Annotated in this window: 13 protein-coding genes, 1 tRNA gene and 1 pseudogene; 5 read left to right on the top strand and 10 right to left on the bottom strand. The window is 59.1% G+C overall.

Features of this window, described 5'->3' with window-relative positions; all coding sequences use genetic code 11:
• Window positions 1-15 precede the first annotated feature (15 nt).
• Window positions 16-486: a MarR family transcriptional regulator gene (locus tag U9R61_RS03880; protein ID WP_322487509.1), complete on the bottom strand. Its 471-nt coding sequence runs from the start codon at window positions 484-486 to the stop codon at window positions 16-18.
• A gap of 161 nt (window positions 487-647) precedes the next feature.
• Between U9R61_RS03880 and cfa the strand changes: the two genes are divergently transcribed.
• A complete protein-coding gene (gene cfa / locus U9R61_RS03875; protein ID WP_322487508.1) occupies window positions 648-1,832 on the top strand; it encodes a cyclopropane fatty acyl phospholipid synthase in 1,185 nt (394 codons plus the stop codon).
• 23 nt (window positions 1,833-1,855) lie between these two features.
• On the opposite strand, the gene U9R61_RS03870 is transcribed toward cfa, so the two are convergent.
• Entirely contained in the window at window positions 1,856-2,311 is a 456-nt protein-coding gene (locus tag U9R61_RS03870; protein WP_322487507.1) for a GNAT family N-acetyltransferase, read from the bottom strand.
• A gap of 67 nt (window positions 2,312-2,378) precedes the next feature.
• On the opposite strand from U9R61_RS03870, the gene U9R61_RS03865 reads away from it, so the two are divergent.
• The 3 genes from U9R61_RS03865 to U9R61_RS03855 all read left to right on the top strand — a co-directional run bounded on the left by U9R61_RS03865 (window position 2,379) and on the right by U9R61_RS03855 (window position 3,556).
• A tRNA-Met gene (locus U9R61_RS03865) sits at window positions 2,379-2,453 on the top strand.
• 198 nt (window positions 2,454-2,651) lie between these two features.
• Window positions 2,652-3,098 carry a DUF4395 domain-containing protein gene (locus U9R61_RS03860; protein ID WP_322487506.1) on the top strand — a complete coding sequence of 149 codons (447 nt, stop codon included), beginning with the start codon at window positions 2,652-2,654 and terminating at the stop codon, window positions 3,096-3,098.
• Complete coding sequence (locus tag U9R61_RS03855) at window positions 3,089-3,556, top strand: thioredoxin family protein (protein WP_322487505.1); 468 nt, start codon at window positions 3,089-3,091, stop codon at window positions 3,554-3,556. The genes U9R61_RS03860 and U9R61_RS03855 overlap by 10 nt, the downstream gene beginning before the upstream one ends.
• On the opposite strand, the gene U9R61_RS03850 is transcribed toward U9R61_RS03855, so the two are convergent.
• From U9R61_RS03850 to U9R61_RS03815, 8 genes and pseudogenes are all read right to left on the bottom strand, one after another.
• Window positions 3,502-5,031: a MutS-related protein gene (locus U9R61_RS03850; protein ID WP_322487504.1), complete on the bottom strand. Its 1,530-nt coding sequence runs from the start codon at window positions 5,029-5,031 to the stop codon at window positions 3,502-3,504. The genes U9R61_RS03855 and U9R61_RS03850 overlap by 55 nt on opposite strands.
• Before the next feature lie 290 nt (window positions 5,032-5,321).
• Entirely contained in the window at window positions 5,322-6,854 is a 1,533-nt protein-coding gene (locus tag U9R61_RS03845; RefSeq protein ID WP_322487503.1) for a MutS-related protein, read from the bottom strand.
• Between the two features lie 396 nt (window positions 6,855-7,250).
• Window positions 7,251-8,690, bottom strand: a complete 1,440-nt coding sequence (locus U9R61_RS03840; protein WP_322487502.1) for an aspartate aminotransferase family protein — start codon at window positions 8,688-8,690, stop codon at window positions 7,251-7,253.
• A 333-nt stretch (window positions 8,691-9,023) separates the two neighbouring features.
• The gene (locus tag U9R61_RS03835; RefSeq protein ID WP_322487501.1) at window positions 9,024-9,728 is read right to left on the bottom strand and encodes a PIG-L deacetylase family protein; all 705 of its coding nucleotides are present in this window, start codon (window positions 9,726-9,728) and stop codon (window positions 9,024-9,026) included.
• Between the two features lie 52 nt (window positions 9,729-9,780).
• Window positions 9,781-10,081: pseudogene (locus U9R61_RS03830) on the bottom strand (HEPN domain-containing protein).
• A gap of 22 nt (window positions 10,082-10,103) precedes the next feature.
• The gene (locus U9R61_RS03825; protein WP_322487500.1) at window positions 10,104-10,526 is read right to left on the bottom strand and encodes a nucleotidyltransferase domain-containing protein; all 423 of its coding nucleotides are present in this window, start codon (window positions 10,524-10,526) and stop codon (window positions 10,104-10,106) included.
• A gap of 39 nt (window positions 10,527-10,565) precedes the next feature.
• On the bottom strand, window positions 10,566-10,778 hold the full coding sequence (locus tag U9R61_RS03820) for a hypothetical protein (protein ID WP_322487499.1): 213 nt from the start codon (window positions 10,776-10,778) through the stop codon (window positions 10,566-10,568).
• 57 nt (window positions 10,779-10,835) lie between these two features.
• The gene (locus tag U9R61_RS03815) at window positions 10,836-11,024 is read right to left on the bottom strand and encodes a nucleotidyltransferase domain-containing protein (RefSeq protein WP_322487498.1); all 189 of its coding nucleotides are present in this window, start codon (window positions 11,022-11,024) and stop codon (window positions 10,836-10,838) included.
• 195 nt (window positions 11,025-11,219) lie between these two features.
• Between U9R61_RS03815 and U9R61_RS03810 the strand changes: the two genes are divergently transcribed.
• Window positions 11,220-13,439 (top strand): FdhF/YdeP family oxidoreductase, encoded by a 2,220-nt coding sequence (locus tag U9R61_RS03810; RefSeq protein ID WP_322487497.1) that lies wholly within the window; start codon window positions 11,220-11,222, stop codon window positions 13,437-13,439.
• The last annotated feature ends 165 nt before the right edge of the window (window positions 13,440-13,604 follow it).

Here is a 13,604-nt window from a genome sequence, read left to right as displayed (position 1 = left end):
GCGAGGAGGAAACGGCTATGTTTCGGCCTCGATGGCTTGCTGGGCAGCCAGATCGGCAGCTAGCCCATCCCGCAGCTTCAACAGCAAGTGGGTGAGCTGCTCCTGCTCTTCCGCATCAAGCAGCCCCATCCGGCGCTCGACCGCTGCGTTGTGCATTGCGAGCGCCTCGGCGCGCACTGCCGCGCCGCGTGGCGTGAGGATCAGACGTTGCGCCCGCCGATCGTCGGGATCGGGATTGCGTCGCACTAATCCATCGCGCTCAAGCCGGTCGACGAGCCGGGTAATGGTGCTTTTGACACAGAGCAGCTTCGCACCCACATCGGTTAGGCGCTGACCCTGCTCGAGATCAAGTTGCAGCAACAAATTGAACTCGAGCGGCGTCAGGTTGGTGTGCGCTAGCGCGCGTCGGTCGCCGTCATCCAGCAAGACGTAGACATCGTGGATAAGCTGGTGCGGCAAATGGGAGCGAACGTCGTGTTGTTTCATAATAGTAAACCTGCACATGTGCAATGATTTTCTTTGCAAGCAGTATACCGCTCTTAACAGGGGGTGACAAGTGATGAAGTGATACCGTAGGTGAATATGCGGCAAGCGACAGTTGCGAAGGATGTTCAAACGTTTCGCGGGCATCATACAAGGAGGTTGCTATGACTAAACGCGAACTGGCTCCTCTGTCAACGACAACGCAAGTCGCTCAAACCAAACGGCATCTTCTCCACCGGCAGGCCCTTACCTATGCAGTGCGATTGCTCGATGCCGCCGGCATTACAGTCAATGGTTCACAACCATGGGATCTTCAGGTTCATGATGAACGGCTCTATTGGCGCTGTCTGCTGCGCGGTTCGTTGGGTCTCGGCGAAGCGTATATGGACGGCTGGTGGGATTGTCCGGCGATCGATGAGTTTATTTGCCGGTTGCTCCAAGTGCAAGCGCCGGCGCAGGTCGGTTGGTTGATCAACCTGCCGATCTGGTTCGACAGCCGGTGGATCAATCGCCAGCGCGGCAAGGATCCGTTCGTGATCGGCCAGCGCCACTATGATATCGGGAATGCTCTCTACGCCGCGATGCTCGACCGCCGCATGATATACAGTTGCGCCTATTGGGATAGCGGCGCGCGCACGCTCGATGAAGCGCAAGAGGCCAAGCTCGATCTGATCGCGCGCAAGCTCGATTTGCAGCCGGGTATGCGTGTGCTCGATATCGGGTGTGGCTGGGGCGGCACGGCCCAGTATCTGGCTGAACGCTACGGCGTGCAGGTGGTTGGAATTACCGTCTCGCGGGAACAGGCCACTCTTGCGCAAGAACGCTGCCGTGGCTTGCCGGTAGACATCCGGCTGGAAGATTACCGGCAAACGCGCGGTAGGTTTGACCGGATCATCTCGGTCGGGATGTTCGAGCACGTCGGTTATCACAATTATCGTACCTTTATGCAAACGGCGCGCCGCTTGTTAGCCGATGATGGTCTCTTGCTGTTGCACACGATCGGTACGAATGTCGCCTACCAAGGGCGCGATGCGTGGATCGAACGCTACATCTTCCCCAACTCGATGTTGCCCTCGCCGCGCTTGTTGACGGCGTCGTTCGAGGGGTTGTTTGTGCTCGAAGACTGGCATAATTTCGGCATCAATTACGTAGCAACGCTGAAAGCGTGGCATGCCAATTTCGAGCGGGCATGGCCGCAGCTCGCGCACCGGTATGATGAACGTTTCTACCGCATGTGGCGCTTCTACCTGCTGATGAGCGCCGGCAGCTTCATGGCGCGGGCCAGTCAGCTCTGGCAGTTGGTGTTGTCGCCGCGCGGGGTGAAGGGCGGTTACCGGTCGGTGCGGTGAGGGGTGGGGTTGCTGTGCCTCCTTCACCGCAGCCGCCGTTCCATAAATACCGTTTCGGCGATCGGGGTTGGGTAATACGGTGCGCAGCGGGTAAAGCCGAGCGATTCGTACAACCGGATCGCGCTGCGCATCGTGGGCAGGGTATCGAGCCGCATCAGCTCGTAGCCGATCGCAGCCGCTTCCGCCACGATCTGGCTGGCAAGCCGCTGGCCTAACCCCTCGCGGCGAAACAGTGGCCGTACATACAATCGCTTCATCTCGCAGATTGTCTCGCTCAGTGGGCGCAAGGCCACGCATCCCGCCGCTTCACTGGCGACAAGCGCCAACAATAGCCGGCCCTGCGGTGGCGCGTATGCGCCGGGAAGCGCGGCCAGCTCAGCTTCAAACCCCTGATAGCCGAGATCGATGGGCAGGCTGGCGGCGTATTCGCGAAAGAGCACGCGGATCGCGTCAAGGTGTTCTGGCCGTTCTGCCTGCATCACAACCCCATGTAGTAAAAAACCTCTTGACATAGTGATTTTGATGTGCTATAGTAGCAAATGGTGACGCGGCGTGGAGCAGTGGCAGCTCGTCGGGCTCATAACCCGAAGGTCGCAGGTTCGAATCCTGCCGCCGCTACCAAACTGGACGGGACACAGCAACGCTGTGTCCCGTTTATTTTACTCGAAATTTTGACTAGGACACGGATGAACGCGGATTGAGACGGATGCCCACGGATCGGGCCACCGTGGTCATTCGTGGCTTTTTAATCTTGACAAAACAGACCATCTTATTTAAGATTAACTCAAGAACTTGAAAACTTGCGTAAGGTAGTTGTCTATGGCTACTCAACCAATTTCTTCACCACCCGCTCTCGTTGATCGCACGGCGTTGCGCTTCAATCAAGCTACGATTATCCTGCTCGTGTTGATCGCATTCGTCACCGATTCGCTCTGGCTGCTCGCCTTCGTCGCTGCGGTAATGGCGCTTGGCACTATCTCGCCGGCGCTGGCGCTCTTTCAGCGCCTCTATCGCGATGTGTTGCGTCCGCGTGGTCTCTTGCGCCCCGATTTCCACCAAGAAGACCCGGCCCCTCACCGCTTTGCCCAAGGGATGGGGGCAGCAGTGGTAATCGCGGCCACTATTGCATTGTGGTTCGGCGCGCAGCTGCTCGGTTGGGCGCTGGCGTTGCTCGTGGTTGCGCTGGCGGCTGTGAATCTGCTCTTTGGTTTCTGCGCCGGGTGCTTTGTCTTCTTTCAGTTGCAGCGTTTGGGGCTATGGAAATGATCGAGCGTTTCTTTATTATCGTTGCGCTCGCAGCCGGGCTTGGCTTGCTGTGGGTAGGGGTACGGTATTGGCAGGCGTCCCGCTTACGCGCGCTCGGCCAAGCGCCCCTCTTCGCCGGTATGCTCCCGCTTGGCCGGCCAGCCGTGATCGCGTTTTCGACTCCCGGTTGCCGTGAATGCCGCACGCGCCAAGCGCCGGCGTTAGCCCAATTGGCAGGAATGATGGGCGAACAGGTTGTCGCCACCACGTTATCAGCGCCTGAATATCCGCAGCTTGTTGCGCAATTGGGCATTCTCACCGCGCCGGCGACGGTTGTGCTCGATGCCGGCGGCGCGGTGCGGCACGTGAATCAAGGCTTTGCCGATGCCGCAACCTTGGCGCGGCAGGTGCGAGCGTTGCTGCCTCAGGCTGCGGCGCTCGCATCTGAGGCTACCTGCTCGGCTTCGCCAAACACCTGATAGTAGAGATCAGTCCCGTAACTTGTCGCTTGCGGCTCGGCTACCCGCAACTTGAAGGTACGCGAGCCATCGGCTTGCCGTTCGGCCCGTAAGAAGATCGTATCCGCTCGCTGCATTCGCCACCAGCCACGGGCAAAGTCGTAGAGGTGCGTTACAAACACCACTTTGATCTGGCTATCGAGCAGTGCGTGGATAATTTGGCGCGCAATCTCGCTCCCTTCCTGTTCGTTAGTGGCGGCAACCGATTCGTTGAGCAGGATCAGTGCGTGCGGTTGAAGCTGATCAATAATCGCGCTCATCCGCGCTAGCTCTTCGTCTAGTTTGCCGCTGTTCACAGTTGCATCCTCTTCGCGTTTGTAGTGGGTGAAGACGCTGCTACAGACGTTGGCCGAAAAGGAGATAGCTAGTACAAACATTCCGCATTGCATCAAGAGTTGGGCGATGCCCGCGCTGCGCAGAAAGGTCGATTTGCCGCCCTGATTGGCGCCGGTAATGACAAACAACGCCTTGCCGCCGGCGTCAATGTCGTTGCCGACCACCGGCTGTTGGGTGGTGAGCGCGAGCGACAGGTCGTAGAGGCCTTGGCAGGCGAAGTGGTGTTCGGGTAGCGGCAATGGTTCCGGGAAGGCCACTGGCAGGTGCAGTTCGGTCAGCCGCTCGGCGAGATTGAGGCAGTCGATGTAGAAAGCCAATTCGCGTTGCAAGGCCTTAAAGAAGCTTTCCACATGAGTGGCGGCTTGCGCCACCGCATCCGCCGCGACGTTCAAACTGCGATCGCGCAAGTCTCCCAAAATCCGGCTGCCGGCCTCGTCTTTAGGTGGCAAGGTGTAGGCATAGCTCGGCGTGGGGTCAACTAGCCGCTGCAACCAGTTCTTCTGCGGTTGGTTGGGCTTGCACAACACATAATCCCCCGGCTCGTTACTGCGCCCTAGCCCGGCGCTGGCCAGCATGCCGTCGCGAAAGCTGAGCTGGCGCAGGTGATAGGCAATCTCGGCCAGATAGTTATCGCCGAGTTCTTGTTGGATCATGGTGAAAAAGCGGCTGAAGGCAGGCGATTGAAATGCGGCGCCATACTGATCGGCGAGACGGCGCAATGCTTTGAGCAGATCGAAATAGGCAACCAACATAGCCCGCGCTTTGCTGAGAATGCTGCTCGGGTAGTGCATGCCAAAAAGCCCCAGCCAGCGTTTGCGCTTGAGTTCAAACACTTGCACCGGAATGCGGTAGAGCTCCCGGATAACGTCGGGATGACGCAGACAATCTTGCACTGCCGCTTGCCGGTAGGCGATGTGGTTCACATCGGTCAAGCTGTTGGGCAGCACGCGTTGTACCGTCGCGGCGATGAATTGGTCGCCGTTCGCCATCGTGACGATGATCGGGGTAAGCGCCAGATCACGTAGCAGCTCTTCGGCTTGCGGCGGCGGCGGTTGGTTGGGATCATTGTTCTGATTGGGATAGAGTAAGTAGACATGCATAGGTGTGCGTCCTATGAGGTCATGGTCTTCTTTGCCCGGTTTTTCCCGTAAGTGCGCGGCTTCACGACTCATCTCTGCCATGTCATGGCGAGGAGCGGCGGCGTCCTCGTTCATCTGTTCTTGCGAGGGGGCGCAGCCCCCGAAGCAATCTCCCTCTTCAGCGCATGGCATGCCTGAGCGGTTCCTCCCGGGCTTGCGGGAGATTGCTTCGCCGCGCGGAGCGCGGCTCGCAATGACATTGGTTTGTGTCGTTGCGAGGGGTGTTGCCCATGCCGCAATCCCGTTCTTCCTCATGCCATAGCATCCATGCGCTCTCTGATCTGCTGATAGGTCAGCCGGTATTTATGCGCCACCGCCAACGCATAGGCCCGGCCATCAGCCGCTTGGCGCACCACTTTGAAGGGGCGTTGGGCCGGATTGGCCGGATCAACAAGACTGACCTTACTGGCCGTTTGCTCGTTCAGCCGCGAGAGTTCATCAAGAAACGTCACCCACACCCCGAACGCCTGTCGCTGCAAGATGCGCCCCATCAACTCTTTGCGCAGAAAGGTCGCATCTTCTGCGGTGGTGGAATGGAAGATTTCGTTCAGGATGAGCAGCGTCTCGCCGGTCGCTTGGGCCAGCAACTCGTGGATGCGCACCAGCTCGTCTTGGAGTTTGCCGCGCAGATTACGGATATCTTCGCTCCGTTCAAAATGGGTGAAGATTTGATCGGGAATGAACAGGCGGGCCGAGCGGGCCGGCACTGGCAACCCCAAACTGGAGAGATAGTGCAACTGCCCGACCATGCGGGCAAAGGTCGTTTTACCGCCCTGATTCGGCCCTGACACCACCAGCACGCGCTCCGGTTCGCTGAGGTCGTAGTCATTGGGGACAATCGGCGTCTGCCGGACATAGAGCACATGGGCTAGCGCCAAATCAAACCCGTCGCGCACCGCTTCATTGCGGTCGCTGCGGCTGATCACCGGATAGCAAAACGGCAAACCTTGCTGGCGAAAGCGGGCAATAAACTCAAGGTAGGCGAGGTAAAACTGAATCTCGCGATCGCAGCGGCGAATCGTCTCGTCGATGAACTGTTCATGCTGCGCGCAAAACTGGGCCAATGCGGCAAACGGCTCTGGTGAGAGGCGCGCGACAAACTCGACGATCTTCGCTTCGATATGGCTCATCCCCGCTGCTTCGCGCAGATTGGTGAGGTAGCTCGGGCTGTCTTCTTGGCGGAATTTGGCAAAGACGGCGGTGATTTCCGGGCTATAGGGTTGTTCGCCTTCATAAAGCTTGACGATAAAGATATCGCCGCGGATTGTCAGGCAAAATCTGATCTGTTTCAGAGCTTGATTCACCTGTTGCGCGGCGTTATTCAGTTTGCCAAACTCCAGCGTTTGCAGATACCCAAACAGATAATCGCGAAACACTTGCAGACCAGCGGAATGCAGCTCGGCTGTGCTCAGCGCGCGGGCCAACTCGCTCACCGCAGTGCAATAAGGCAACGCTGCTTCGAGCAGCCACCCTTGCCGGTGATGCTCGTAGATGAGTGGCTGCCTAAGCGCGAGGTAGCGGTACACGGCGGCCATCTGCTCGTTGAAGGCGGTGATGGCCGTGTAGACCGGCGCTTGCTCGAGAACGCGCGCCACCGCTTGCCGCTGGCGGATCAGTTCCTCGTCACGCAGCGGCGTATGAAAGAATGGTTGCAGCCGCGCATCTTTGTGCGAGGCGGCAATCACTTCTACCACCTGATCGAGGTTCAAATCGGCGAAGCATTGCGGCGCCGGCGTGTCATCGGGGGTATCGATGAACAGAATGCTGTGAAATACCATCGTCATCTCCCTCGCCTCTAACACAAAAGCCTCTACAGAAGTCACCTTCTGTAGAGGCCATCAGCCCGCGGTCAGTTGCAACGGTGAGCCTCATCAGCTATTAGCTACGTATAGTTTACCACGCACATAGTGGGGAGGCAATAGTTGTGGGGTGATTTTACCCCAATGCACTAGCCTATCAGGCTGTTGCCTTGCGTCACACGCACCAGTTGCCACAATCCCCTGTCCCCGCTGCTGCGCCTGCGGTGAACTAGTGCAGTGGATGACGGGCGCAACGTGATGGTGTTGGTTACGGTGAATCATGGGAGAGACGGAAGTCCGTCTCTCCTATGATGCGATGGCGATGAGTCATAGAGACGGACAGCCGTCCGTCTCTATGAAATATATCCCGTTACAGCGGGTTTAATCCGCGGCCACGGCGGTTTTCGTTTCCGTTGGCGGATTGATCGCAAACACTGCTGGCGTGCTGCCCAACTTGCGTCCCAGTGCATGCACCGCTTCGGTGACGATGCGCACGCAGCGATCGGCCTCTTCGCGGGTGAGGATCAACGGCGGGGCTAGTTGGATGACCGGTTCGAGCCGGTCATCGGCCCGGCAGATCAAGCCGTGCTGCTTCAACTGCTCACTCAGCCACACCATCAGCCGCTCTTCGGCCAGCGATTCGCGGGTGGCGCGGTCGCGCACCAGCTCAACCGCCATAAACATTCCCATCCCGCGCACCTCGCCGACGTTGGGGTGATCGCCGACTGCCGCTTCCAGTTCACGCATCAGATAGGCGCCCATCTCGCGGCTGCGCTCAAGCAGGTGTTCGCGTTCGATGATGTCGAGGTTAACGAGCGCGGCGGTGCAACTGGCGGCGTGCCCGCCAAAGGTGATGCCGTGCATGAACTTGTCGGCGTCGTTGTCAGAAATAAACACATTGGCGATGGTGTCGCGCACAATGGCTGCGCCGAGCGGGGCATACCCGCTGGTCATTGCTTTGGCAGTAGTGATGATGTCGGGGGTGACTCCCATCGCGGTCGAGCCAAACCAGTCGCCGACCCGGCCAAAGCCGCAGATCACCTCATCGACAACCATCACAATCCCGTAGTGATCGCAGATCTGACGGATGTGCTGGAGGTAGCCGGGGGGTGAGACAATCGCGCCGCCGCTGTTCTGCACCGGCTCCATGATGATGGCGGCAATGGTTTCTGGTCCTTCAAACTCAATCAGGCGCTCGACCTCATCGACGCAAACGCCGCGGCAACCGCTGTGCAATGCGCAGTAATCGCAGCGGTAGCGATAGGGGAGCGGGACGTGACGCGCTCCCGGCACGAGCGGGCCGAAGCCGTTGCGGAGCGAGGTGACGCCATTGACCGAGAGCGCACCCATCGAGGTGCCGTGGTAGCTGACCCGCCGGGCAATAATCTTGCTACGGTCGGCAAAACCGCGCCGGCGCTGGTAGGCTTTGGCAATCTTCAGCGCCGTCTCAACCGCATCGGAACCACCGGTGGTGAGGAAGACTCGCGAGCGGGGGCCGGTCGGGCTGATGGCAGCCAGCCGCGCCGATAGATCTATCAAAGGCAGGCTAGGAAAGCTAAAGGGGCTAACGTAAGCGATGTCGTTCAGTTGCGCGCTGATCGCCTCAACAATTTCGCGGCGACCATAACCGACATTAACTGCGAACAGACCGGAGAGACCGTCGATGTACTCGTTACCGTCTTGATCCCACACGCGCGACCCTTCGCCTCGCACGAGCACAGTGGGTCGCGCGCCGGTACTGGAGAAATGGCCCATCTGGAAGAAGTGCAACCAGACATTGGTACTGAGGGCCTGTAAGCGATTGTTGGTCAAGGTACTCATATAACCTCACTAACTACGTCCGCCGCCGTGGCCTCCAACGCGCTGTGCGCGACTGCTACGCCGCAGTAGGCATTGAAGGGAGACCACATCGTAGGCACACGCCCCGACGCTGGCGCGGACACGGAGAACAGGGCTGCGCACCGGACTCAGCACCCGGCGCGACTGAGATGCGAGCGGCCCTGACTCACGCGCACCTCACGGGTATCAATCTGCCAATGGAGTGCCTTTCTAGCCGGACGAGCCGGCGCTATCAAACAACAATCCAGCGCGTACACTCAACCATGCGGGTGCAACCAGCGGCTGCCCGTTCCCGATGGTGTTCGTGTCGCGGGGTTAATTATCGACCAGACGCATCACCCGGAAGGCTTCGGCATACGCCGTGCCGATCTTGGCGCCGTTCTCAGCATCCCACTTGCGCACCCAATCGGCGACCTCGGGGTCAAGTTGCGAGCGATGGCAGAGCAGGCTCTCGATCTTCTGCTCGATCCGGTCGCTAATATCGAGGTAGAGATCAGGGGCCGGCGGGAACATCAAATAGAGTTCACGCACTTTATGCGGCTCGTAGCCTTCGGCGAGCAATTCCGGGAAGATGGGACGGGTTTCGGCGCTAGGGAAGACGGCGTAGATCGCTGCTTCGCCGGCGGCCCGGTGATCGGGATGATTGATGTACGTGCTGCCGGCAAAGACCAAGGTCGGGTCTTGGCAGAGCACGCGGAAGGGGCGCACCTCGCGGATCAGGCGGGTCAACTCGCGCCGCAGCTCGAGGGTTGGCTGCAAGACGCCGTCGCGATAACCGAGGAAGCGCACACCATGCACACCCAGCACTGCCGCCGCTGCGCGCTGTTCATCTTGCCGGCGCGCGACCAACGCCGCCAGATCGATGCCCGGCTCGTTGGAGCCAGCCGACCCGTCGGTGACGATGCAGTAGGTAATGGGATGCCCAGCCGCCGCCCAACCGGCAATTGTCCCGGCGGCAGCGAACTCGATATCGTCAGCATGTGCAGCAATGACTAAGATCGGTTCGGGCTGAACGTGCATACAACCTCCCTCTTCCTAGTCTACACGAAGATCGGGGGACTTGTCTAGGGGGTTATGCCGCAACTAGATCTGTGACGTATGCCAAGACGCGCTGCGCGATCTCAAGCGCTTCCTCGGCATCACGTTGATTGGGCAGCGATTGGGATCCATCGGGGGTGAAACCCGGATAGCGAGTTGTTGTGTAAAACCGATCAAGCAGTTGAATCTCAGTTGCCATCGCTGCTAGCGGCGCAGCGTGGACTTGGCTGAGCAGATCGGGCAACTTGTGAATACGGGGCGGCACAAGGCCTTGATGAACAATCAACGCATTGTTGACAATGAAAGCAAACGTGATTAAAGAGGCCTTCGCGCATGGCAAGCTGGGCGATGCGCACATCATCGCGCGCAAAAGCTAGCCATTGTGCAGGATCGCTCATAGAGCACCTTTCTTTTAGCGATAATCTCTTCCTGCACCATTAGATTCGATTCTTTCATCGTCGCAAATTCGCGCGGCGTGTAGACCACAATGTCAACCCCAAGGTGAGGATGTAGCAATAGCAGCACCTCGCGGATTCGATCAAGGTAGCGTTGATCGGTATCTTTCACAATTAACAGATCAATATCCGACCACTCATGGATCGTCCCCTCAGCCAGCGACCCGAACAGAATGATCTGTTCGGGGTGGTAGTGCTCGCGCAGCCGTTCGACGTAGCGGGCCAATTCCGCTTCCAGCCACGCGCGGTGCGCTTGGATGGGATCGGTGGGAGGTGTGTTCATGGGGTTTAGACTAGTGTCTTCTGGTTGCTCTTGTGATTTCATAGGCTCTAGTTTCGCGGAGACCATCTCCCAATTCAATTCCTAACCAAAACCGGGGAATTCGCGCCACTCCCAAATCAGATCACGATCGCGTTGGATCCGGTAGAGACCGTGCCGGTCGATGCGGGTACGGATGGCGGCAAGGCGCGAGGTGAGCCAATCGTCACGATCGTAGAGCACAATACCATCAAGCGCGATGTCGAGATACAGCGGCGCGAGATAGAAGGTGCATTCGGCTGGCGTTTTGGCGATCACCGTCACTCGCCCGTGCCACGTCGCCGGTAAGCAAGCAAGCAGGTTTTGGTGGCGCTCTCATACTGATGTTGGCAGATGTTCTGCGATGAGCAGCAGATCCCAATCGCTTTCAGGTCGGGCATCACCCCGCGCTCGCGAGCCAAACAGGACAATCCCGATCAGGTTGTGGCCCAATTGTTGTTGGAAGGCTGCCACAACCGGAACGATCTCATTGCTGATTGCTGTAGTTTGGGTAGCGCTGGTCACGTGATCCTGCCTTACACGGATGGAAGATGGTTATGGATAGTCTTTATTGTACCGGATCTGATTGCGTTCGGTGAGACGGCGCATAGGACACGGATACTAACGGGCCGTGAACATCCGTGAATTACTCCTGCCTTACCCATTTGCTGGTACAATAAAAAAGCATCACCCAATCGAATCAACCGGCGAGGAGGCAGCATGAAACGACGGGGCTGGAATCCGGCGACGTGGGTGAGTCTCGTACCCAATGGGCTTGGGCAGGTCAAGCCAAACCATTATTGGGAAATGGCGCGCACCGTGTGGGAAAATCGCGACAATCTCGGCAAGGCATGGCGGATTTTGAACGAGGGTGTCTGCGACGGGTGCGCGTTGGGTACCGCCGGGTTGCGCGATTTCACCATGAAAGGCGTGCATCTCTGCACGGTGCGGCTGAATCTGTTGCGTCTCAATACGATGCCGCCGCTCGATGTGCGTCGGCTAGCGGACGTAGCGGCGCTGCGCGATCTGAGCAGGCGTGACTTGCGCGCGCTTGGCCGCTTGCCCTACCCCATGATCCGCCGGCGCGGCGAGCGCGGTTTTTGCCGGATCTCGTGGGATGCGGCGCTGAACGAGATTGCCGCTCGCCTGCGCGCCGCCGATCCGCGCCGGATCGCGTTTTACCTCACGTCGCGCGGGATTACCAACGAGACCTACTACGTGGCGCAAAAGGTGGCCCGCTTTCTCGGCACTAACAACGTCGATAACGCGGCTCGTCTCTGTCACGCTCCCAGTACGACCGCGATGAAGCAGGCGCTCGGCGTGGCTGCTTCCACCTGTAGCTACCGCGACTGGATCGGCAGCGACGTGCTGCTCTTTATCGGCAGTGATGCGCCCAACAATCAGCCGGTGACGACCAAATATCTCTATTACGCCAAGCAGCATGGCACCCGCATTTTCGTCATCAACCCCTACCGCGAACCGGGTCTCGAACGCTATTGGGTGCCGAGCGTGTTCGAGAGCGCGCTGTTCGGTACGCGCCTCGCCGACCGCTTCTTCCAGATTCACACTGGCGGCGACATCGCGTTTCTCAACGGTGTGCTTAAGCATCTGATCGAGCGCGATTGGATTGACCGTTCCTTTATTGATGCGCACACCTGCGGCTTTGCCGATGTGCAGATCGCGCTGGCTGGGCAGTCTTGGGAAGAGTTGGAACAGGCGAGCGGTAGCACCCGCGCCGAGATGCTAGCCCTCGCCGAGGTACTGGCGCAGGCCAAGAGTGCGGTCTTCATTTGGAGCATGGGCATTACCCAGCACGAGTATGGGGTCGAGAATGTTAGAGCCATTCTCAATCTGGCGCTGGCGCGCGGGTTTATCGGGCACGAATACTGTGGCGTGATGCCGATCCGCGGCCATAGCGGTGTGCAAGGCGGCGGCGAGATGGGGTGTCTAGCGACGACCTTCCCCGGTGGGAGACCGGTGAATGCCGAGCAAGCGCGCTGGCTAGGCAAGCAGTGGGGCTTTGCCGTGCCGGATTGGAAGGGTCTCAGTTGCGGCGAGATGCTCGATGCCGCCCACGACGGTGCGCTGGACGTATTCTACGCCGTGGGAGGCAATTTCCTCGATACCATGCCCGATCCTGACTACATCCGTGCGGCACTGAGCCGTCCGGCGCTGCGCGTCCATCAGGATATTGTCTTGACCAGCCAAATGCTGGTTGATCCCGCCGATACCGTGATCCTGCTGCCGGCAGCAACGCGCTACGAGCAGCGCGACGGCGGCACCGAAACTACCACCGAGCGCGAAATCATCTTTTCGCCCTTCATCACGCCGCCTCCCGGCGAAGCGCGCAGCGAGTGGGAGATTCTAATGCAGGTGGCTGAGCGGGCCTACCCCGAACGCTCGCGCCTGATCCGGTTTGCCGATGGTCAACAGATTCGGGAAGAGATTACCCGGATCGTACCTGAGTACGATGGCATTCAGCGGTTGCGCAAGACCGGCGATCACGTGCAATGGGGCGGGCGCATTTTGTGCCGTGATGGCCAGTTTGCCACTCCCAACGGCAAAGCGCACTTTGCCCCATTGACGCCGCCGCAAACCCAATTGCCGCCGGGGATGTTTGTGCTCAAGACCCGGCGCGGCAAGCAGTTCAACTCGCTGGTGCATGCCGAGCGCGATCCGTTGAACGGCGCGGCGCGTGACGATGTGTTGATCAACCCCGACGACGCGGTACGGCTAGGGGTGCGTGAGGGCGAGTGGGTGGTGTTGCGGTCAGAGGCGGGCGAAATGCGGGCCCGGATCAAGTTTGCGCCGCTCAAGCCGGGCAACATTCAGGTACATTGGCCGGAAGGCAATGTGTTGATCGACGCCCGCCGGCGTGATGCCGGGTCGGGGGTGCCGGCCTACAAGGCGGTGGTCAGCATTCACCGGCTGGCGTCGTGAATGGCTTGGAATAGCCACGAAGAGACGCAACAGGTACAAACATGTTTGCAACTTCTGTGCTTTTTGTGGCCCTTCCCGGTTGCGGCAGGTGCGAAGGTAGCGTAACCTCTCTGGCTATCACTTAGACATGGAGTGCGGCAGTTTGACTGCCGCACTCCATAGCAG

It is taken from the genome of Chloroflexus sp. (assembly GCF_034431535.1).
Lineage (GTDB): Bacteria > Chloroflexota > Chloroflexia > Chloroflexales > Chloroflexaceae > Chloroflexus.
This window is presented reverse-complemented; position numbering and strand designations above follow the sequence as displayed.

Excerpts from the sequence above, each read along its gene's own strand:
- U9R61_RS03880 (WP_322487509.1), bottom strand. The coding sequence starts at position 486 with ATGAAACAACACGACGTTCGCTCCCATTTGCCGCACCAGCTTATCCAC.
- cfa (WP_322487508.1), top strand. The coding sequence starts at position 648 with ATGACTAAACGCGAACTGGCTCCTCTGTCAACGACAACGCAAGTCGCT.
- U9R61_RS03870 (WP_322487507.1), bottom strand. The coding sequence starts at position 2,311 with ATGCAGGCAGAACGGCCAGAACACCTTGACGCGATCCGCGTGCTCTTT.
- U9R61_RS03860 (WP_322487506.1), top strand. The coding sequence starts at position 2,652 with ATGGCTACTCAACCAATTTCTTCACCACCCGCTCTCGTTGATCGCACG.
- U9R61_RS03855 (WP_322487505.1), top strand. The coding sequence starts at position 3,089 with ATGGAAATGATCGAGCGTTTCTTTATTATCGTTGCGCTCGCAGCCGGG.
- U9R61_RS03850 (WP_322487504.1), bottom strand. The coding sequence starts at position 5,031 with ATGCATGTCTACTTACTCTATCCCAATCAGAACAATGATCCCAACCAA.
- U9R61_RS03845 (WP_322487503.1), bottom strand. The coding sequence starts at position 6,854 with ATGACGATGGTATTTCACAGCATTCTGTTCATCGATACCCCCGATGAC.
- U9R61_RS03840 (WP_322487502.1), bottom strand. The coding sequence starts at position 8,690 with ATGAGTACCTTGACCAACAATCGCTTACAGGCCCTCAGTACCAATGTC.
- U9R61_RS03835 (WP_322487501.1), bottom strand. The coding sequence starts at position 9,728 with ATGCACGTTCAGCCCGAACCGATCTTAGTCATTGCTGCACATGCTGAC.
- U9R61_RS03825 (WP_322487500.1), bottom strand. The coding sequence starts at position 10,526 with ATGAAATCACAAGAGCAACCAGAAGACACTAGTCTAAACCCCATGAAC.
- U9R61_RS03810 (WP_322487497.1), top strand. The coding sequence starts at position 11,220 with ATGAAACGACGGGGCTGGAATCCGGCGACGTGGGTGAGTCTCGTACCC.